General features: G+C 62.6%; 22 protein-coding genes. 13 read left to right on the top strand and 9 right to left on the bottom strand.

The features are described from left to right. Positions 1–19: 19 nt before the first annotated feature. Entirely contained in the window at positions 20–670 is a 651-nt protein-coding gene (locus C8264_RS14785; RefSeq protein WP_108461745.1) for a LysE family translocator, read from the top strand. Between the two features lie 56 nt (positions 671–726). Beyond that, the gene (locus C8264_RS14790) at positions 727–885 is read left to right on the top strand and encodes a YqaE/Pmp3 family membrane protein (protein ID WP_108396706.1); all 159 of its coding nucleotides are present in this window, start codon (positions 727–729) and stop codon (positions 883–885) included. On the opposite strand, the gene C8264_RS14795 is transcribed toward C8264_RS14790, so the two are convergent. The 5 genes from C8264_RS14795 to thpR all read right to left on the bottom strand — a co-directional run bounded on the left by C8264_RS14795 (position 869) and on the right by thpR (position 4,677). After that, entirely contained in the window at positions 869–1,306 is a 438-nt protein-coding gene (locus C8264_RS14795; protein ID WP_108461746.1) for a GNAT family N-acetyltransferase, read from the bottom strand. The two genes, C8264_RS14790 and C8264_RS14795, sit on opposite strands and share 17 nt — an antisense overlap. A 43-nt stretch (positions 1,307–1,349) precedes the next feature. Then, a complete protein-coding gene (gene rlmN, locus C8264_RS14800) occupies positions 1,350–2,555 on the bottom strand; it encodes a dual-specificity RNA methyltransferase RlmN (RefSeq protein WP_108461747.1) in 1,206 nt (401 codons plus the stop codon). A 253-nt stretch (positions 2,556–2,808) separates the two neighbouring features. After that, entirely contained in the window at positions 2,809–3,312 is a 504-nt protein-coding gene (locus C8264_RS14805; protein ID WP_108461748.1) for an invasion associated locus B family protein, read from the bottom strand. An 87-nt stretch (positions 3,313–3,399) separates the two neighbouring features. Next, positions 3,400–3,921, bottom strand: a complete 522-nt coding sequence (locus C8264_RS14810; RefSeq protein ID WP_162783674.1) for an invasion associated locus B family protein — start codon at positions 3,919–3,921, stop codon at positions 3,400–3,402. Positions 3,922–4,137: 216 nt separating this feature from the next. Beyond that, the gene (gene thpR, locus C8264_RS14815; RefSeq protein ID WP_108461750.1) at positions 4,138–4,677 is read right to left on the bottom strand and encodes an RNA 2',3'-cyclic phosphodiesterase; all 540 of its coding nucleotides are present in this window, start codon (positions 4,675–4,677) and stop codon (positions 4,138–4,140) included. Positions 4,678–4,876: 199 nt separating this feature from the next. Between thpR and C8264_RS14820 the strand changes: the two genes are divergently transcribed. Together C8264_RS14820 and C8264_RS14825 are read left to right on the top strand one after the other, a co-directional pair. Next, positions 4,877–5,647 carry a Bax inhibitor-1/YccA family protein gene (locus C8264_RS14820; protein ID WP_108461751.1) on the top strand — a complete coding sequence of 257 codons (771 nt, stop codon included), beginning with the start codon at positions 4,877–4,879 and terminating at the stop codon, positions 5,645–5,647. Positions 5,648–5,728: 81 nt separating this feature from the next. Beyond that, positions 5,729–6,226 carry a GNAT family N-acetyltransferase gene (locus tag C8264_RS14825; protein ID WP_108461752.1) on the top strand — a complete coding sequence of 166 codons (498 nt, stop codon included), beginning with the start codon at positions 5,729–5,731 and terminating at the stop codon, positions 6,224–6,226. Between the two features lie 135 nt (positions 6,227–6,361). Here the strand turns inward: C8264_RS14825 and C8264_RS14830 are convergent, their stop codons facing one another. From C8264_RS14830 to acnA, 3 genes are all read right to left on the bottom strand, one after another. Further along, a complete protein-coding gene (locus C8264_RS14830) occupies positions 6,362–6,751 on the bottom strand; it encodes a DUF2794 domain-containing protein (RefSeq protein WP_342748703.1) in 390 nt (129 codons plus the stop codon). A gap of 274 nt (positions 6,752–7,025) precedes the next feature. Then, positions 7,026–7,763, bottom strand: coding sequence for a DUF1223 domain-containing protein (locus tag C8264_RS14835; RefSeq protein ID WP_108461753.1), 738 nt, complete (start codon positions 7,761–7,763; stop codon positions 7,026–7,028). Positions 7,764–7,900: 137 nt separating this feature from the next. Beyond that, entirely contained in the window at positions 7,901–10,573 is a 2,673-nt protein-coding gene (gene acnA, locus C8264_RS14840) for an aconitate hydratase AcnA (RefSeq protein WP_108461754.1), read from the bottom strand. Between the two features lie 169 nt (positions 10,574–10,742). Here acnA and ccmA point away from each other — a divergent pair, with 169 nt between their 5' ends. From ccmA to C8264_RS14865, 5 genes are all read left to right on the top strand, one after another. Then, entirely contained in the window at positions 10,743–11,375 is a 633-nt protein-coding gene (gene ccmA, locus C8264_RS14845) for a heme ABC exporter ATP-binding protein CcmA (RefSeq protein WP_108461755.1), read from the top strand. Continuing rightward, complete coding sequence (gene ccmB / locus C8264_RS14850; RefSeq protein WP_245893236.1) at positions 11,372–12,025, top strand: heme exporter protein CcmB; 654 nt, start codon at positions 11,372–11,374, stop codon at positions 12,023–12,025. The genes ccmA and ccmB overlap by 4 nt, the downstream gene beginning before the upstream one ends. A 155-nt stretch (positions 12,026–12,180) precedes the next feature. Continuing rightward, positions 12,181–12,942, top strand: a complete 762-nt coding sequence (locus C8264_RS14855; RefSeq protein WP_108461756.1) for a heme ABC transporter permease — start codon at positions 12,181–12,183, stop codon at positions 12,940–12,942. Further along, entirely contained in the window at positions 12,939–13,091 is a 153-nt protein-coding gene (ccmD, locus tag C8264_RS14860; protein ID WP_245893237.1) for a heme exporter protein CcmD, read from the top strand. Before C8264_RS14855 ends, ccmD begins: the two co-directional genes overlap by 4 nt. After that, positions 13,088–13,624, top strand: coding sequence for a DsbE family thiol:disulfide interchange protein (locus tag C8264_RS14865; protein WP_205245691.1), 537 nt, complete (start codon positions 13,088–13,090; stop codon positions 13,622–13,624). The genes ccmD and C8264_RS14865 overlap by 4 nt, the downstream gene beginning before the upstream one ends. Positions 13,625–13,962: 338 nt before the next feature. Here C8264_RS14865 and C8264_RS14870 read toward each other — a convergent pair whose 3' ends face one another. Further along, positions 13,963–14,163 carry a DUF1674 domain-containing protein gene (locus C8264_RS14870; RefSeq protein ID WP_108461757.1) on the bottom strand — a complete coding sequence of 67 codons (201 nt, stop codon included), beginning with the start codon at positions 14,161–14,163 and terminating at the stop codon, positions 13,963–13,965. 95 nt (positions 14,164–14,258) lie between these two features. On the opposite strand from C8264_RS14870, the gene htpX reads away from it, so the two are divergent. The 4 genes from htpX (at position 14,259) to purH (ending at position 19,969) form a co-directional block, all read left to right on the top strand. Then, complete coding sequence (htpX, locus tag C8264_RS14875) at positions 14,259–15,242, top strand: zinc metalloprotease HtpX (protein ID WP_108461758.1); 984 nt, start codon at positions 14,259–14,261, stop codon at positions 15,240–15,242. A 9-nt stretch (positions 15,243–15,251) separates the two neighbouring features. Next, the gene (locus C8264_RS14880; RefSeq protein WP_108461759.1) at positions 15,252–16,550 is read left to right on the top strand and encodes an RsmB/NOP family class I SAM-dependent RNA methyltransferase; all 1,299 of its coding nucleotides are present in this window, start codon (positions 15,252–15,254) and stop codon (positions 16,548–16,550) included. A gap of 176 nt (positions 16,551–16,726) precedes the next feature. Beyond that, entirely contained in the window at positions 16,727–18,325 is a 1,599-nt protein-coding gene (locus C8264_RS14885) for a heparinase II/III family protein (RefSeq protein WP_108461760.1), read from the top strand. A 60-nt stretch (positions 18,326–18,385) separates the two neighbouring features. Beyond that, on the top strand, positions 18,386–19,969 hold the full coding sequence (gene purH / locus C8264_RS14890) for a bifunctional phosphoribosylaminoimidazolecarboxamide formyltransferase/IMP cyclohydrolase (protein WP_108461761.1): 1,584 nt from the start codon (positions 18,386–18,388) through the stop codon (positions 19,967–19,969). Positions 19,970–20,011 lie beyond the last annotated feature (42 nt).

Genomic DNA, 20,011 nt, shown 5'->3' on the forward strand with positions numbered 1-20,011 from the left:
TTCTTCAGGTCCCCTCCCCATGCCGGCCTTTATTCCCGATCTTCCGGTGCTCCTTGCCTTCGCACTGGCCGCTTTCGTGCTTGCTGTTACGCCTGGCCCTGACATGGCCTTGTTCGTGTCGCGAACCATGAGCTTCGGGCGCGCTCATGGCTTTGCGACCGTAATGGGGGCGATAACCGGCATCGCTGTTCACACCGCCCTGGTCGCCTTCGGTATTTCCGTCCTGATCGTAGCGGCTCCTGCAGCCTTTTGGGTGCTCAAGATCGTCGGCGCACTGTACCTGATCTGGCTTGCCGTACAGGCGATACGCTCAGGCGGCGGGCTGCTGGTATCGCGGCAGGCCGGCGCCAAAATGCCCAGCTTCCGGCAAAGCTTCATGACCGGGCTGGGGATCAACCTGACCAATCCCAAGGTCGCGCTGTTCTTCGTGACCTTCCTGCCGCAATTCGTTTCGGCGACCGATCCGGCAGCCTCGGCCAAGCTCTTGTTCCTCGGCGTCGAGTTCGTCGTGATCTCGATGCCGGTGGTTATCGCCGTCGTGCTTGCGGCCGAATGGCTGACCACGACCCTGCGGGACAATCAATGGGTATCGCGCGCGCTGAACTGGAGCTTTGCCGCCGTGTTCATGGCGTTCGCAGCGACGATCCTGCTGGCGGAAGGGCGAAAATAGGAACGTTTGGCCGGCCCCCGGGGTTTAGCAGATCATAACTGCAAAAGGGGCACATCTTGGATATTCTGCGCATCATCCTGTCGGTCATCATTCCACCGGTCGGCGTTTTCCTCCAGGTCGGTATCGGCCTGCACTTCTGGCTCAATATCCTGCTGACGCTGCTGGGCTATTTCCCCGGCCTGATCCACGCCATCTGGGTTATTCTGCGGAAGTAGGCCTCAGGGTGAACTCATAGTAGCTCATCGTGTCCTGCCGCCCGCCTATACGGCGATAGAGACTGTTGGCCGCGACATTGTCGAGTTCCGTCCCCAGCCAGGCCTCCTCGCAGCCCAGCTCCCTTGCCCAATCGAAGAGCTCCGCCAACATGGCCGTAGCGATCCCCCGGCGCAGATAGGCGCTGCCGGTGCCGACCTCGTCGACATAGAGTTCGGTGGGCTTGTCAGGGTGGTGGTGAATTACCCCGGTGCATTGGCCGACGACCAGATCGTCAACACAGGCCAGCACCATCAGGTGCCCGGCAGATGCCAGATAATTCGCCACACGTGCCGGATCGATCGGTTCATCGAACACATCGGCCGCGACATTGGACAATAGACCGGTATCCGCCACGGTCATCCGACGATAGACCACAGCCATGCAGGTCACTCCTCAACCGAGTGGCGACTGCCCGCCACCCACTTCACCCCGCAAGCGCCTCGCGGTCCTTCTTGCTCAAGCGCTCGCTTTCGCTCTTGAGCTGGCCGCAGGCAGCAAAAATATCGCGACCGCGCGGCGTGCGCACGGGGCTGGCATAGCCGGCCTTGTTTACGATATCGGCGAAGCGCTCGATCCGTGACGATGGCGAGGTACCATAATTGGAACCCGGCCATGGATTGAACGGGATCAAATTGATCTTGGCGGGAATGCCGGCCAGCAGCCGCACCAGTTCGCGCGCTTCGGCATCGCTGTCGTTGATCCCGTCCAGCATCACATATTCAAAGGTAATGCGGCGGGCATTGGAAAGCCCCGGATAATTGCGGCAGGCTTCCAGCAATTCCTCGAGCGGCCACTTCTTGTTGATCGGCACGAGCACATCGCGCAGATCATTGTTCGTTGCATGCAGCGATATCGCCAGCATCACGTCGATCTCGCGGCCGGTCGGCTCGATGAACGGCACGACACCGGAGGTCGAGAGGGTAATGCGGCGCTTGGAGAGGCTCATGCCGTCGCCGGCCGAAGCAATCAGCAGAGCCTGCTTGACGTTCTCGTAGTTATAAAGCGGCTCGCCCATGCCCATCATCACGATATTGGTGATCGCGCGGGTTTCCCCGGATGGCACCAGCCCACCGTCATCGGGGCGCGTACCGCCGGGAAAATCGCCCAGCCGCTCGCGCGCCATCAGCACCTGGCCCAGGATTTCGCCGGCCGTGAGGTTGCGGACAAGCTTTTGCGTACCAGTATGGCAGAAAGAGCAGGTCAGGGTGCAGCCAACTTGCGAGGAAACGCAAAGCGTGCCGCGGTCCTGCTCGGGGATATAGACGGTTTCGACTTCCACGGGCGGGTAGTTCGGATTGGCCGGATCGCGAAAACGGAACAACCATTTGCGGGTGCCGTCGCTCGAAACCTGCTCGGAAACGATCTCGGGGCGATCGAGGATAAAGGTGTCGCCCAGCTTCTGGCGCACGCCTTTGGCCACATTGGTCATGCGGTCGAAATCGGTGGTGCCGTTGACATAGAGCCAGTTCCACAACTGGTTGGCCCGCATACGCGATTCTCGGTCCGTGGTGATCCCGGCATCCACCAGCGCCGTGGCAATCTGCGCCTTGCTGAGCCCGATCAGCGAGGGCCGGCTGGCAGCAGCTGGCCGCAGGGCGGTCGAATGGTCAAGGTTCAGCGCAATGCTCATGGGCTCGGCTTCAAGGGTTCGAAAGATCGGGAATTGGCGTGGCCCTTATCATATGGGGAGGGTTTAGGCAAAGTCACAGGGCGGTGTGGGGGTGGGAGAGAGATCGCGCCACACCCCGGATCGCCACCCTCGGCCTGGAGCCGAGGGGGCTATACTTTGCGGGACTGTGAGGAAAGTACACAGCCCTCGGGTCGAGCCCGAGGGTGACGGCTGGTGGCTAGGCGAAATGATCGGGAAAAGCCCGAGCCTCCCCTTAGCAGTCCGACTTGATCGACTGCTGCGCCGCCGTAGCGCCGGAGAGGGAATACGTCTGCGTGACCTTGATGCCGTTGGCCGTGGTGCCTTCGATGACCAGGGACGAGCCGGCGCGGATTGCACTGGCGAGGGCTTCGGACTGCGAAGCATCGTCGAGCCAGGCGGCGTCGTTCTGGGTAAAGAGATTGAAGCTCTGGCCGCCCACGCTGACGGTCGCAAGGCTATCGGGCTGGAAGGTGAAGCCGGCGACCAGGTTGAATTCGCTGGCGACACTCTCGGCCGGACGGTTGGTGATGTAGATATAGGCCTGCGTATAGCCATCGGGGGTAGGCGTGACGCTTTCGGGCTTGCTCATGGCAAAGCATACGTCACCCGAGGCGTCCGTGGCGCCATAGCTGGCCCAGGCGCGGCTTTCATCCAGCAACCGCACCTGCTGTGCGCTGGCTGTGGCGGTGAGGGTCACGATGCCGGCAAGGGCGATCGCAAAGGCGTAACTGCTCATGGGGGCCTCAGCAAAGACAAAGGGCGAAGGGCCAGCGGCCCATCGCCCAGTTATGGGGAAACGCCCCAAGTGGGGCAACCCGGAAAACTATTGGCAGGCGGCGTCGATCGCGTTGACGGCCGCCGTTGCACCAGAGAGCGAATAGGTATCGACCGTATCGGTTCCACGCTGGCTGGTGCCCCTGACCACCAGATTGCTGCCGGCCTTGAAGGCCTGGACGAACCCGGCTTCATCACCCGTAGAGGCCAGCCAGCCCGCCGAACCTTCGGTGACCATCGGGTAGGACTTGCCATCGATGGTGGCGCTCGCCTTGGCATCGCTGGTGTTATAGGGATAGCCGATAATGGTCTGCACTTCGTTCTTGGTGCCCATCCCCTTGCGGTGAATGATCATGAAGTGGATCGGATCGCGATTGGCGCCGGCTGGCTCGCTGGACGTGGGCGTGGCGGACACATAGCAGATTACCCCGCTTGCGTCATTGGCCTGCCAGGCCGTCCAGGCGTTGAAAGTACCCAGCTCGGTCGCCTGCTGCGCCTGAGCGGCAGGGGCCAGAGCCATGATCGCGCCGACCGCGAGCCCAAGGACCAGGCTACCGGTTTTCGTCGTCATCGCCAAAATCATCCTCTTGTTCTGAGAGTTCCGGTTCGGGGGAAGCTGCCCGCGTAGTTTGCCCTGAACATGGTTACCAAGATGTCAAACGCCGCCGCATCCGACCGTATTTGTCTCAATAGCGAGGCAAACGCGGCGGGAATTTGGCGAGTGCAGGCTCATGTCTGCCGGTTTGCGCTGCCGGGGTTAACATTGTGCTAACACTTGCGTGACCGCTCAGGCCGCCAGCGGATAGCTCTGCTCCACCACATAGGGGCCGCCGCCCACCGAATCCCGGCTGGAATAAAGCACGAACCGCCCTACCGGAAAGCTCAGCGGCTCGAACCGCCCGGCCTCGGAAATAAAGCGGGCGACTTCCATGGCATTGCCGCCCCGCAACCGGGCCAGCGTCACATGCGGCACGAACTTGCGCCCCTCGGGCGCGAGCCCCGCACGTTGCAGCACGCGCTCCTGCGCCGCCTGCAGCCGGGTGAGGCTTTCGCTGGGTTCGACGCCGGCATAGAGGGCGCGCGGCTTGTCCCCGCCAAAGGTGCCCAGATGGGTGAGCCGCACATCGAAGGGCATGGAGTTGGACAGCCGATCCAGGCTTTGCGCAACCTCGTCGGCGGTCTGTCCATCCACATCGCCGATGAAGCGCAGCGTGATGTGATAATTGTCGGCGTCGATCCAGCGCGCACCGGTCAATCCACCGCGCTTGAGGGAAAGCGCAAACCCAATGTCGGCCGGAATTTCAAGGCCGGTAAAGAGCCGAGGCATGAACCCTCCTCTTTCGAGTCAATCTGGCGATTCGAAAAGAGCCTAACACGGATGCGTTTCCGGGCCAGTCGAATCGTCGCAACCGGCAGCAAGACATCTTGTAATGGACTGATCCTCAATCCATATTGTCGATCAAGTGGCAACCAATGCCCACCGGCGGTGCAATACATCGCTTTTCAATTGGGAAAGGAAACCGACTATGGCTGAATATGACCGTCAGACCCTCGGTGCGCGGGCCGGCTCGGCCTTGGCCATCGACGAGGGCCTTCGCAGCTACATGCTGCGCGTCTACAATTACATGGGTATTGGCCTTGTGGTGACCGGGCTTGCCGCCTGGTTCGCCGCCGCAGCCGCCATCACCACCAACCCCGATGCTGCCGTAGGCCAGCTGGCCAATGGCCAGTATGTCACGCAGTGGGGTTATCTGCTGTTCGCAAGCCCGCTGCAGTGGGTCGTGATGCTGGCGCCGCTGGCCTTCGTGCTGGTCCTCAGCTTCGGCATCAACAAGCTTTCCGTGCCGGCCGCACAGGCGACCTTCTGGGCCTTCGCGGCCATCATGGGCCTGTCGCTCTCCTCGATCTTCCTGGTTTATACCGACGCGTCCATCGCCAAGGTGTTCTTCATCACCGCCGCCACCTTCGGTGCCATGAGCCTTTACGGCTACACCACCAAGCGTGACCTGACGGGGATGGGCAGCTTCCTGATGATGGGGCTGATCGGTCTGATCATCGCGTCGGTCGTCAACATCTTCATGCAGTCTTCCATGCTCGAGTTTGCCATCTCGGCCGTGGGCGTGCTGATCTTCGTTGGCCTGACCGCCTATGACACCCAGAAGATCAAGGAAGGCTATGACGAAGCGCATGGCGCCGAAGTCCTGGCCAAGGGCGCCATCATGGGCGCGCTGAGCCTCTACCTCGACTTCATCAACCTGTTCATGATGCTGCTCCGCCTGTTCGGCAACCGCGAGTAAGCAACCAGCGAATTGGTTGGACGATAAACGGGACCGCAGCTTACAACAGCTGCGGTCCTTTTCTTTTGCCGAGCGCCTCCAGTGTCCGATTACTCTCTCCGCCAGTTTCATTGGGGCGACGTGCCCGCCATAACGGCAATCTACAAGCACTACGTGGAAAACACGGCGATCACCTTCGATACCGAAGTGCCAAGCGAATCCGCGATCGCCGAGAAGTACGCCCATCTGGTCGCGCTGGGGCATCCGCTGATCGTGGCGGAACTGGATGGCAGGACAATCGGCTACGCCTATGCCTCCTTCTATCGGCCGCGGGCCGCCTACCGCTTCACCTGCGAGGATTCGATCTACCTGCACCCGGATGCCAAGGGGCGCGGCATCGGCAAGGCGCTGCTGACCGAATTGCTGCTGCAGTCACGTGCCTTCGGGTTCCGCCAGATGATCGCGGTGATTACCGCCGACACAGCCAACTCGATCGCCATCCACGAAAAATTCGGCTTCCGCCATGTCGGGCGCTACGAAGCGGTCGGCTTCAAGTTCGACCGCTGGCACGACATCGTGCACCTGCAACTGGCGCTTTAGGGCGTGGCACAGAAGGGATCCATCAGTAGACCTCATCCTGAGCTTGTCGAAGGACGGGGGCGTGGCACCCAATCCTCCGCTCGCTCGACCTTATGGTTCGACAGGCTCACCATCAGGTCTACTCGGAAGCCAGCTCTACCCCACCACAACCAGATCCGGATCGAGCACCCGGAGCACCAGGCTCAGCTCATGCCCGCGCTTCAGAATACGCCCCTGCTGGTTGGTGACCGCATACTGGCCTTGGCGGTTGCGCAAGCGTGGGGTTTTTTCGATGATAAACAGCGGGCGCTCCGAAACGCGCGCATAGACCGAGAACACGGCCCGCTCCTTGAGGAAATCCATCGCATAGTCGCGCCAGTCGCCTTGGGCGACCTTGCGGCCATAGACATTGAGGATGAGTGCCAGCTCCCTGCGGTCGAACGCCACGATGGCCGGCACTTTGGTGGGTGCGGGCTGGGGCGCTTCGTGCGCGGTATGCACGAGCGCCAGACTGACCGCCTTGTCGTTCGGGTTACGGCTATGCACCGGTCCGATGACCTCCTGTTGTCAACGTCCTGTCATGATCGCGGCAATTACCAGATGATGCAAGCGTGGCACTGCGGAAAGACAAAATACCCCAATTCGGACACAGTTTGTCCCTCACCGCGCCAGAATGCGAGGTCAGCTTCTCTCCATTGCCTCCAGTGACTGGCACCCGGGCCTACCGAGCCCCCAAACCTTGAAGCCCGGGTGTCAGCCACAATTGAGTTGACCAGTCAGACTTCTCCCGTCCTTGCCCCCAGGGACGGGATTTTTGTGTCTATTGATCGAACGCTGCCGCGCCCAGGATCGGGCCGGGCAGTCCATCCTGCTCCTGCTGCACGATCACCGCGATGCCGGTGCTGGTATCGGCGAGGACTTCGGGAATGGGCAGCTTGAGATTGGCGCCGCTGGCGCTCTCCCACATGCCCAACACCTGCCGCCCCGTGACCACCTGCGTATAAGCCATGGTCTTGCCGGCATTCTCGCCCTTGTCGATCGCCACGTCCGCCCGGTCGAGATAGGTAATCATCCACACCACGGCATCGGCCAGCCCGCCATTGGGCGGAATGGCGATCTTGAGCATGTCCTCTTCGCGGGTGATGTCGACCTTGAGCGGCAAGGCAACCCCATCCAGCGCCCGATGCACGTCGTTGCGGCGCGAGCCGACGACGCCCTTGCGGCCATTGACCACCATCTGCGGCGTATAGATGCGCGAAGAACCCCAGCTTTCGGCATAGGCCCGCTGCCGGTCCGAAAAGGCGGCATGGGCGAAGGTGTCCTTCCAGCCCACATAGTCCCAATAATCGACATGATAGGCCAGGGCGATGACGTCTTCTTCCTGAGCCAGCCCGGTCAGCAGCGCATCGGCCGGCGGGCAGGACGAGCAGCCCTGGCTGGTGAAGAGTTCGACCACGGCCTTGGGGCGTGCTCGCATGTTCTCGGCGCCGGCGGGTGCCGCCAGCAAGCCAAGGGCGACCAGGCCAAGGGCCATGCGGAAGTATGGGCTTTTCGTCATGGGCAGAGTTGTAAGCCGCCGTGATCGGGCGCCGCTAGTCAAAAGAGGGTGAGAGTCTGATTTAGCGGAGCTGTGTCGCCGCCAAAACAAAATGGCGGCCACGGGGGCCGCCATTGATCGCTTGCAACAGAAGGGCTTTACGCCGCGACGAGGCTACGCAGCACGTAGTGCAGGATGCCGCCGTTTTTGTAGTAGTCGAGCTCATTGGCCGTATCGATGCGGCACAGCGTTTCAATCGGCAACACCGTGCCATCGGCGCGGGTGATCTTGACGGTGACCTGGGCGCGCGGGGTGATCTCGGTCACGCCCTCGATGTCGATGGTTTCGGTGCCGTCGAGGCCCAGGGTCTGCCAGCTCTCGCCTTCCTTGAACTGCAGCGGGATGACGCCCATGCCGACCAGGTTCGAGCGGTGGATACGCTCAAAGCTCTGGGCGATCACGGCGCGCACGCCGAGCAGGTTCGTGCCCTTGGCCGCCCAGTCACGCGAGGAGCCGGTGCCGTATTCCTTGCCGGCAAAGATCACCAGCGGCGTGTTCTGGCTCTGATAGGCCATGGCTGCATCGTAGATCGGCATCTGCGATCCATCGGGGCCCTTGGTGTAACCACCCTCGACGCCGGGGAGCATCTGGTTCTTGATGCGGATATTGGCGAAGGTGCCGCGCATCATCACTTCATGGTTGCCGCGACGGGCGCCATAGGAGTTGAAGTCACGCGGGGCGACCTGGCGCTCTTCGAGGTACTTGCCGGCAGGCGTCGAAGCCTTGAACGAGCCGGCCGGGGAGATGTGATCGGTGGTGATGGAATCAAGGAACAGTGCGAGGACCTTGGCGCCGGCGACATTGGTGATGGGCTTGGGCTCCATCGACATGCCTTCGAAATAGGGCGGGTTCTGCACATAGGTCGAGGACGAGTTCCAGCCATAGGTCTCGCCACCTTCGATCTGGATGCCCTGCCAGTTTTCGTCGCCCTTGAAGACGTCGGAATAGCGGCCCTGGAACATTTCCTTGGTGACGTGCTGGCGCACGATCTCGGCGATCTCGTGGTTGGTGGGCCAGATATCCCGAAGATAGACCGGCTTGCCGTCCTTTGATGTGCCGAGCGGTTCGGTGGTGATGTCGATCTTCATCGAGCCGGCGATGGCATAAGCCACGACCAGCGGCGGGGACGCCAGGAAGTTGGCCTTCACGTCGGAATTGACGCGGCCCTCGAAGTTGCGGTTGCCCGACAGCACCGAAGCTGCAACCAGATCACCGGCCTGCACCGCCTTGGAGATTTCCGCCGGCAGCGGGCCCGAGTTGCCGATGCAGGTGGTGCAGCCATAGCCGACAAGATTGAAGCCCAGCGCGTCAAGATCGTCCTGCAGCCCGGCGGAGGTCAGATAATCGGTGACGACCTGCGAGCCGGGGGCCAGCGAGGTCTTGACCCATGGCTTGCTGTTGAGGCCCAACTCGCGCGCCTTGCGAGCGACGAGACCGGCAGCAACCAGTACGGATGGGTTGGACGTATTGGTGCACGAGGTGATCGCGGCGATCACGACATCGCCATGGCCCAGCGCGAAATCACGGCCATCGACCGCGATCTGCGGCTCGTCGGTCTTGCCGAATTCCTTGGGCAAGGCTGCGGCGAACGCCTCCTTGGCATTATCGAGCGCAATCCGGTCCTGCGGGCGCTTGGGGCCCGAGATCGAGGGAACGACGGTGGAGAGGTCGAGCTCGAGGGTCGAGGTGAAAACCGGGTCCGGCGAATTGGTGTCGCGGAACATGCCCTGGGCCTTGGAATAGGCTTCCACCAGCGCCACGCGCTCCGGATCACGGCCCGACGTCGTGAGATATTTCAGCGTATCGCTGTCGACCGGGAAATAGCCGCAGGTCGCGCCATATTCGGGCGCCATGTTGCCGATGGTCGCCTGGTCTTCGAGGCTGAGATAATCGAGGCCCGGACCGTAGAACTCCACGAACTTGCCGACCACGCCCTTCTTGCGCAGCATTTCCGTGACGGTCAGCACCAGATCGGTTGCGGTGACGCCTTCGTTGATGCGGCCCGTCATCTTGAAGCCGACGACTTCTGGGATCAGCATGGTGATCGGCTGGCCCAGCATGGCCGCTTCCGCCTCGATACCGCCAACGCCCCAACCCAGCACGGCCAGGCCGTTGACCATGGTGGTGTGGGAGTCAGTACCAACCAGCGTATCGGGATAGGCGACGGTTTCCCCGTTCTCGTCCTTGGTCCAGACGGTCTGGGCCAGATATTCGAGGTTCACCTGGTGGCAGATGCCGGTGCCGGGCGGAACGACGCGGAAATTGTCGAACGCCGACTGGCCCCAGCGCAGGAATTCATAGCGCTCGCCATTGCGCTCATATTCGAGTTCGACGTTCTGGCCGAACGAGAGGGGCGAGCCGAAGCTGTCGACCATCACGGAGTGGTCGATCACCAGATCGACGGGCACCAGCGGATTGATCTTCTGCGGATTGGCGCCGAGCTTGGCAGTGGCGTCGCGCATGGCGGCCAGATCGACCACGGCGGGAACGCCGGTGAAATCCTGCATCAGCACGCGAGCCGGGCGATAGGAGATCTCGTGCTCGGAGGTGCGCGTCTTGAGCCACTCGGCGACAGCCAGGATATCCTCGCGGTGCACGGTGCGGTTGTCCTCGAAGCGCAGCAGGTTTTCCAGCACCACCTTCATCGAGTGCGGCAGCGAGGACGCGCCGGTGAGGCCGTTCTTTTCGGCTTCTGCGATGGAATAATAGGTATAGGTCTTGCTGCCGACCGTAAGGGTCGATTTCGCGTTGAAGCTGTTTACCGAGGTCATGGTGTTCCGCCCTAATCTTGTCGGTTGCGGCGGCGCGCCGGCCCGGGGAAACCCCCGTAAACCGCTCAACAGCGCTGCCTTTCCTGGAATGAATCCAATCTACAAGGGCTTATAGAGAACAACGATGGGGCTTGCCAGCCCGACCTTTCGTTCAATACGAGAAGGGGTCATGACCGATCGGCAAGTCTTTCCCCCGCTGGCATTGCGCGCCGAAGGCCTTGCCTGCGGACGCGGAGGCATGGCGCTTTCCCGTGATCTGACATTTTCGGTGGAGCCCGGTCAGTGCATGCTGCTGCGCGGGCCAAACGGCACCGGCAAGACGACGCTGCTGTTGACCCTTGCCGGGATCGTTTCGCCGCTGGAGGGATCGTTCGCGCTGCAGGGGTCAGATGACGATAGCCCCATGCTGCACTATTGCGGCCATCGCAATGCGGTCAAACCACGGCTGTCGGTCCGGGAAAATCTCGAATTCTGGCGCAGCATGAACGGCCCAACCGGGATAGCCGCCGATGCAGCGCTGGCGGAAGTGGGCCTGGGCAAATTGCGGGATCTGGACGCCGGTTATCTCTCGGCCGGGCAGACACGGCGCCTGGCCCTCGCACGCTTGCTGGTGAGCCTGCGGCCGCTGTGGCTGTTAGATGAACCGACCGCGGCGCTTGATGCGGCCGGGCACGAGCTGGTCTCGAAGCTGATCGACCGGCACCTGGGCGTGGGCGGTCTCGCCATCGCCGCCACGCACGACCCCATCACCCTGCCCGGCCCCGGCCGTCTCCACACTCTACTGCTTGGAGCAGAGGCTTGAACGCTTTCGCCGCCATGTTGGGCCGCGAATTGCGGTTGGCACTGCGCGGCGGCGGGGACGTGCTGACGCTGGTGCTGTTCTTCGTGATCGTCGGGGCCATCGTTCCGTTTGCCGTAGGGCCCGACAAGGCGCTGCTGGAGCGGATCGCGCCCGGCATTGTCTGGATCGCGGCGTTTTTGGCAATGCTGCTGGGGCTCGACCGGCTGTTCCGCCCCGACTATGAGGACGGCACGCTGACGCTGTTGCGCCATGCCGACCTGCCCCTGAGTGCTGCCATTGCCGCAAAAGTGATTGCCCATTGGCTGGTCTCCGCCGTCCCGCTGATCCTCGCTTCACCCGTACTGACGGTGTTGCTGGCAATGGAAGGAGACGCGTTCTGGCGGACGGTTCTGTCGCTCCTCCTGGGCACCCCTGCCCTGGCGGCGTTCGGGGCCATCGGCGCCGCCGTAACCGTGTCGATCCGGCGCGGGGGGCTGATTGCCCCCATCCTGATTGCGCCGCTCTCCATACCCGTGCTGATCTTCGGCGTCGGCGCCATCACGGCTACGCAATCGAGCGCGGCGCTGCTGTTTCTTGCGGCATTGAGCCTCATGGCAGCGGCTTTGGCTCCCTTCGCCGCCGCCCTTGCGATAAGTTCGGCTGAAGATTAGAGCCATGGACGTTCTGATGATGCGCAATATGCTACCGGGTCATTCCCGCGAAAGCGGGAACCTCTGTTGGCGGATGCACGAAGAAAACGGAGGTTCCCGCTTTCGCGGGAATTACCCAGTGGGTTGCCCCAACCCTCAATGGTGAATTTAGGCCCATGAGCATAGACACAGCCCCCAAGCAAAGCTGGTGGAACCGGATCGCCCACCCGGGGCAGTTCGTCGCCTGGACGAGACCCCTGCTGTGGCCGCTGACCGCGCTTACCGCCGTTCTGTTCGTGGTGGGTCTGTGGTTCGCCTTCTTCGCTTCGCCCGAGGACTACCAGATGGGCGATACCGTGCGCATCATGTATGTCCACGTGCCCAATGCCTGGCTCTCCCAGTTCGTCTACGGCATCATGGCCGTGTCGGCGCTGGGCACGCTGGTGTGGCGCCATCCACTGGCCGATGTATCGATGAAGGCCGCCGCCCCTCTGGGCGCCCTCTTCACGGCGCTGGCGCTGTTCACCGGCGCGCTGTGGGGCCGGCCAACCTGGGGCACGTTCTGGGAATGGGACGGGCGGATGACCTCGACCTTGGTGCTGCTGTTCATCTATCTGGGCATCGTCGCGCTGTGGCGCGCCTTTGATGACCAGTTGCGCGCCGCACGGATCATCGCGGTGTTCACGCTCGTGGGGGCCATCAACATTCCCATCATCAAGTTTTCCGTCGATTGGTGGTCGACGCTGCATCAACCCGCCAGCGTCTTCCGGGCCGATGGACCACGCATGCCCGGCTCGATCCTGACGCCGCTGATGGTGATGTTTGTCGCGTTTACATTGCTGTTTCTGACACTGCACCTCAAAGCCATGCACACCGAGATCAAGCGCCGCCGCGTTGTGACCCTGCAACGCAAGGCTGCGCAGGGGGCATCATCGTGATCGATCTGGGGCCACATGCGGTTTTCATCATCTGGGCCTATCTAGGCGTGGCGCTTGGCGTAGCGGGCCTGATCGGCTGGACCCTGATCGACGCCCGCAACACGGCGAAAAAGCTCGCGGCCCTTGAAGCCAGCCGGTCCGCCAAATGATGCGCTATGTGCTGTTCGGCCTGCCGCTGATCGCGCTGGTGGCGCTGGTGGCGGTGTTTGCCCTCTCGATCAATCGCGACCCCAATCTGGTCCGCTCCGTCCTGATCGACAAGCCGGCGCCGGCCTTCACCATGGCCGCAGTGCCCGAGCTTGGCGTTCCAGGCTTCGACACCGCCGCGCTCAAGGGCGAAGTGACGGTGGTCAATGTCTTTGCCAGCTGGTGCATCCCCTGCCGCGACGAACATCCCCTGCTGGTGGCCCTCAAGGACGTGACAGGCGTGCGCCTCTTTGGCATCAACCAGTCCGATGCGCCGGAAAATGCGCGGGCGTTTCTGGCTGAACTGGGCAATCCCTATGACGCAGTCGGCGCCGATCGGGACCGTCGTGTTTCGATCGACTGGGGCGTGTACGGCGTGCCCGAGACCTTCGTCGTGGATGCCCAAGGCGTCATCACCTTCAAGCATGTAGGCCCGCTGACGCCCAAGGCGATCGAGGCGGAATTGTTGCCGGCGATCAAAAAGGCGCGAGGCTAAACCTCGAGTCACCCCGCCCCTCGCCTTTCTGATCACCTCGCCCCTCAGGGGAGAGGTCGGCGCGTAGCGCCGGGTGAGGGGTGCGATGCTGCAACGAGGTGATATCCCAGCATCGCACCCCTCACCCCAGCTTTGCCACGTCGCTCACACTCCTGGCGGCGCTACCCTCTCCCCTAAGGGGCGAGGGGACGATGGAGCCGTACGCTGTAGAGACACACGACTGGCAGCAGCCCTCATGGTGAGCCTGTCGAACCACGAGGGCGTGGCAAAATCGCGCCGCGACCACATCCTTCAACATCCCGAACTTATCGAACGCTCAGGATGTGGCGCAATAACCCTCAAAAATCACTCGTCAGCCCTTTAATCTCCCAATCCCCATAACGCACCGGCTCGAGCCCCCCACGCCCGCCTTCTTCCTTCGGCGCGAACGCGCCCTTGGCATCGATCTCCCGACGGCGTGCCTCCGCCTCGGCCAGCGCCCGCCTGGCAGCGTCGCTCAGTGGCGGCCGCGGTGCTTCGTCTTCGCTTTGCTCGCTCATGGACATCACTCCAGATTACCATTTGGTCATGCGCTTGCATGGAACCCTTGGGATCACAACATAATTGCCTAACAACGCGAACCCAAGGGCTCCTGATGTTCAACACATTCCGCACCACCGTTCTACTTGCAGCGCTGACGGCGCTGTTCATGGTTGTCGGCTATTTCATCGGCGGCACCAGCGGCATGATGATCGCCTTCGTTTTTGCGCTGCTCACCAATCTCTTCAGCTATTGGAACTCCGACAAGCTGGTGCTGCGCATGCAGAACGCCGTGCCCGTCGAGCGCTCACGCGTCCCCGAACTCTATGACATGGTCGACGTGCTGTCGCGCAAGGCCGGAATCCCGACCCCTGCGGTTTATGTGATCCAGTCCGACCAGCCCAATGCCTTTGCCACCGGCCGCAATCCGCAGAACGCCGCCGTTGCGGTATCGAGCGGGCTGCTCAAATATCTCGATACCCGCGAAGTCGCCGCCGTGGTGGCGCACGAGCTGGCCCATATCCGCTCGCGCGATACCCTGATCATGACCATCACCGCGACCTTTGCCGGCGCAATTTCGGCGCTGGCGCAGTTTGGGCTGTTCTTTGGCGGCGGCAATAACCGCGACAATCCGCTGGGCGGCATTGGCGCGCTGCTGATGATGTTTCTCGCGCCCGTTGCCGCCATGATCGTGCAGATGGCGGTGAGCCGCACCCGTGAATACGAAGCAGACAAAGACGGCGCCGAAATTTCGAGCGACCCGTTGGCGCTGGCTTCTGCCCTGCAAAAGATCGCGCAACTCGCCCGGCGGCAAGTCAACGTCGCGGCTGAACGCAACCCCGCCATGGCGCATATGTACATCATCAATCCCCTGTCGGGCGCGCGCATGGACAACCTCTTTTCCACCCACCCTGATACTGGCAATCGCATCGCAGCGCTGCGCAAGCTTGCAGCATCGATGCAGGTGGACGATAAGGGCAAAAGGCCTCAGCCTCGCCCTACCCCGACCACGACCGGTCGCGACATCGGCGGTGGCTGGCGCGTGCCGACCGTCGGACGGACCGACGAGGACGGCGGACAACGCGGTCCCTGGGGATAAAAAAGAAGCGTGGCGAACAAACCTGATCCGGCGGGGCTCAAGCTCCGCCTCGTTGCTGCACAGCGGCTGAAATCTGTTCTGGCGGGCGAAAACTTCTCGCCCCTGACCGCAAGCGATCTGCCCGACGGGCGCGATCGTGCGCTGGCCAACAGGTTGATCACCACGGCCCTGCGCCGCCAGGGCCAGCTCAACTTCATTATTCACGCGCTGCTCGAAAAGGGCATGCCCGGTAAGTCCGGCACCTTCGAAGCCGTGCTGCGGCTGTCCCTCGCCCAGCTGGTGTTCCTGCCCGATCTTGGCGCCCATTCGGCGCTGTTCCTGGCGGTAGAAGCCACCAAGCGCGATCCCAAGGCACGCCATTTGAGCGGATTGATGAACGCCGTCTTGCGCAATGCCCAGGCCAATTCGGCCAAATTCGGCATGCTGAGCGATGATCTGCTGATTCCCGAAACTTTTGGCGATACCTGGCTGGAAGCCTATGGCGAGGAAGCCATTTCCGGTTTCTCCGACGCCCTGCTCGCCGGCGCGCCGCTCGATCTGACCCTCAAGAACGACGACGCCGAACTGATCGACCAATTGAGTGCCGAGCCGGTGATCGCCGATACCGTGCGCATCGAACAGCGGGACCGGCCAGTAGAGGCCCTGCCCGGCTATGCTGAAGGCCGCTGGTGGGTGCAGGATGCCGCATCAGCCATTCCGGCGCGCCTCCTGGGTCTGACGCCGGGCAAGCGGGTGCTCGACCTGTGCGCCGCCCCCGGTGGCAAGACGGCACAATTGATCAAGGCCGGTCACCTGGTGACGGCACTGGACAGCGACCCCAAGCGCGTGGAGCGGCTCAAGGGCAATCTCGAACGGCTCGACTACAAGGCCGAGATCATCGTCGGCGATGCCGGCACCTATGCTCCCGGATCCCCCTATGACGGCGTGCTGCTCGACGCCCCCTGTTCGGCCACCGGAACGTTCCGCCGCCATCCAGAGGTGATCTGGCATCGTTCATCCGGCGACGTGGCCGGCCGCATGCGGCTGCAGCGCGCGCTTCTGACCAACGCCTTCCGCTGCGTCGATGCAGGTGGCGTGCTGATCTATTGCGTCTGCTCGCTTGAACCTGCCGAGGGCGAGGAACAGGTCGATTGGGCGCTGGAGCATCTGCCCGGCCTCAAGCTCTGGCCAATCGAACCAGGTGAATTGACCGGGCTTGAGCAGGCAGTTTCATCGCGCGGACTGGTGCGCACCCATCCCGGCATGATGCCTGGCGGACGCGACGGCGGCATGGATGGATTTTTTGTAGCGCGTTTTCGCCGGCAGTAAGTCATGATGCGAATAGGTGGAAATCGCATTTTCACCGGCAGCTTTAAGACCGCGTCAGACTACAGTGCCGATTCGGCGTCTTTCGGGGGGAAGGCGGCCCAGCAAAGGTATGTGGCGTTGAAGAGCAAGCAAACAGGGAAGCACGCCAGGGTCGGGCGTGCTGCAAGACCAGAGCAATGCTGAAGCGTGCTCGCCACAAATTGCAGCGTGCTGCCTACCGCTTTGCCGACGCTTCGGTAACGCTGCCCCTGCTACGCTGGACCTGGCGGAGCCTGGCCGACGACGCCTTTGCCGGCGACCTCCCCGAATTCCGCCCCGCAGACCGCGACGCCGTGCGCGACATGATGTCGGGCCGCTACCTGCTCGCCAGCAAGCTGGTTGAAACCGGCGGCACCTCTCCCTTTTCTGTCGACGTCGAACACCTCGATTGGTGGTTGAATCTGCACGGTTTTTCCTGGCTGCGCCATTTCCGCGACGTAACCGACAATGGCGAGCGCCGCTTCGCCCGCACCCTGGTGCTCGACTGGATCGGCCGCGAAGGCAAGTTCGAGAGCGATAGCTGGACCGTGCAGCTGACGGCGCAGCGCGTGCTCAACTGGCTGCGCCACCTGCCCCTGCTGCTCGAAGGCGCGACGCCCGAACAGGCCAAAACCATCCAGCGCGTCATCGGCACCCAGGTGCAAAGCCTCAAGATTCGCGGGCCATTGGCGAGCGAGCCGACGGATTCGCTATTTGCCGCCATTGCCGTGCTGGGCGCCGAACATTGCGAGCAGGACGACAAGACCGATGTGCCCGGCAAGGTGGAGCGGCTCAACAGATTGCTCGCCAGCCAGCTCGACGACAACGGCATGCACCTCTCGCGCAGCCCCAAAGTGCAGCTGCAATTGCTGGTGGAATTGTTGAGCGTGCGCGGCGTCGCCAGCGCCAGCAAGTCCGAGGCGGCCAATGAACTTGCCGCCCAGATCGACCGCATGCACGAAAGCCTCGATGCGCTGACGCTGTCGAGCGGTGAGCCGGTATTCTTCAACGGCACCGGGCATTTGCCCCATGACGTGCTGATCGCCATCCAGTCCAATGGCCCCAGCCGCAAGCGGCGGTCCATGCTGCTGGGCGGCTATGGCATCCTGCGTGATGGCGATGCGGTGGTGATCGCCGATACGGGACTCCTGCCTCCACCAGGGCTGGATGGGGAGCTTCATGCCAGCGCCCTTGCGCTCGAATTTTCCCATGGCAGCGAGCTGATCTTTGGCTCCTGCGGGCCCGCTCCGTCCGACCTGCCGCAGAGCAAGGCGCTGTTCCAGCAAGGCGTGGCGCATTCCGGGCCCACCATCGATGCGGAAGATCTGGCTGGGTCAGGCAAGCCACAGGTGGAGCTCGACGCACACGACCATCTGCTCACCATGACCAGCGGTGGGTATGCCAGGCAGTTCGGAGTTGATATCGAACGCCGCGTGACACTGCTTTCGGGCGGCACGACCCTGGTTGGCCAGGATCGCTTGATCGGGCACGGAAGCCCCAAAGGCATCCTCTCGGCGCGGTTCCATCTGGCGCCGGGCGTGCTGGTGCGGCGCAACAACAATGAGGATATCGTGCGGCTGGTGCTGCCGAACGGTGCGGTCTGGAGCTTTCTTTGGGAGGGCGCCGATTTCCGCGACGAGGAAAGCGTGCGCCAATCGGCCTATGTCGGCTTCCACAAGACGCGCCAACTGGTGCTGGAGACCGAAGTCGCGGCCGATCGCGAGATTGCCTGGATCTTTACGCTGGAACAGAACTAGCCGCGCTGGCGGGTTCATGCTAGCGAGCGCGGACCACTCACAAACACGCGGAAAACCCAGATGAGCAAGACAGTCAAGGTCGGGCGGGCGCTGCTTTCGGTATTCGATAAGGCCGGCATGGCTGAGTTCGCCAAAGGTCTCTCGGAGGCCGGGGTCGAGCTGGTTTCTACCGGCGGCACCCACAAGCTGATCAAGGATTCCGGGCTTCCCGTGCGCGAAATCGCTGACCTGACGGGTTTTCCCGAAATGATGGATGGCCGCGTCAAGACGCTGCACCCCAAGGTGCATGGTGGCCTGCTGGCGGTGCGCGACAAGCCCGAGCACGCCGCTTCCATGGACGAGCATGAGATCGGTGCGATCGACCTCGTGGTTGTGAATCTTTATCCCTTCGAGAAGACTGTCGCCTCGGGCGCTGGCTACGACGACATCATCGAGAACATCGATATCGGCGGCCCGGCCATGGTGCGCTCGGCGGCCAAGAACCACGCCTATGTTACGGTGGTGGTCGACCCCGCCGATTACCCGGCCATTCTCGAGGCCATCAAGGCCGGCGGCATCCCGTTCGAGCTGCGCCAGAAACTGGCGGCCAAGGCCTATGCCCGCACCGCAGCCTATGACAGTGCTATTTCAAGCTGGTTCGCTCGTGAGATCGACTTTGCCGATGTGACCTATCGCAGCTTTGCTGGCACGCTGAGCGAAGTCATGCGCTACGGCGAGAACCCGCATCAATGGGCCGCCTTCTACAAGACCGGGGAGAACCGCCCCGGCGTTGCAACCGCGCGTCAGGTGCAGGGCAAGACGCTGAGCTACAACAACATCAACGACACCGATGCCGCGTTCGAACTGGTCAGCGAATTCGACCCCGCTGAAAGCGCCGCAGTCGCCATCATCAAGCACGCCAATCCGTGTGGCGTCGCCGTAGCGGGCGATCTCAAGACCGCTTACCTCCGGGCGCTGCGCACCGATCCGGTTTCGGCCTTTGGCGGCATTGTCGCCACCAACCGCGAGATCGATGCCGACACCGCCACCGAGATCGTCAAGGTCTTCACCGAAGTGATCGTCGCGCCTTCCGCGACACCGGAAGCCCAGGACATCATCGCGGCCAAGAAGAATCTGCGCCTGCTGCTGACCGGCGGGCTGGCCGACGCAAAGGCCGAGGGGCTGCAGGTCAAATCCGTTGCGGGGGGCCTCTTGGTACAAGGCCGCGACAACCGCAATGTCGACGATTGCGAACTCAAGGTGGTGACCAAGCGCCAGCCGACGGAACATGAACTGACGGACCTCAAGCTGGCCGCCAAGGTGGCCAAGCACGTCAAGTCCAACGCCATCATCTACGTCAAGGACGGCGCGACGGCCGGCATCGGCGCGGGACAGATGTCCCGGGTGGATTCGGCACGGGTCGCCCATCGCAAGTCCATCGATGCGGCCGGGGCGGCTGGTCTCACCGATGCGCTGACGCAAGGCTCGGTGGTGGCTTCGGACGCGTTTTTCCCCTTTGCCGATGGGCTTGAAGCCTTGGTTGCAGCGGGTGCGACGGCCGTGATCCAGCCCGGCGGGTCGATGCGCGACGATGAAGTGATCGCCGCAGCAGACGCAGCCGGTATCGCCATGGTGATGACTGGCATGCGCCACTTCCGGCACTGACTGGGGTTCGGCAGGAGGGGCCCGGCTGGGTCGAGATCGAAT

This window comes from Devosia naphthalenivorans (assembly GCF_003056355.1).
Taxonomy (GTDB): domain Bacteria; phylum Pseudomonadota; class Alphaproteobacteria; order Rhizobiales; family Devosiaceae; genus Devosia; species Devosia naphthalenivorans.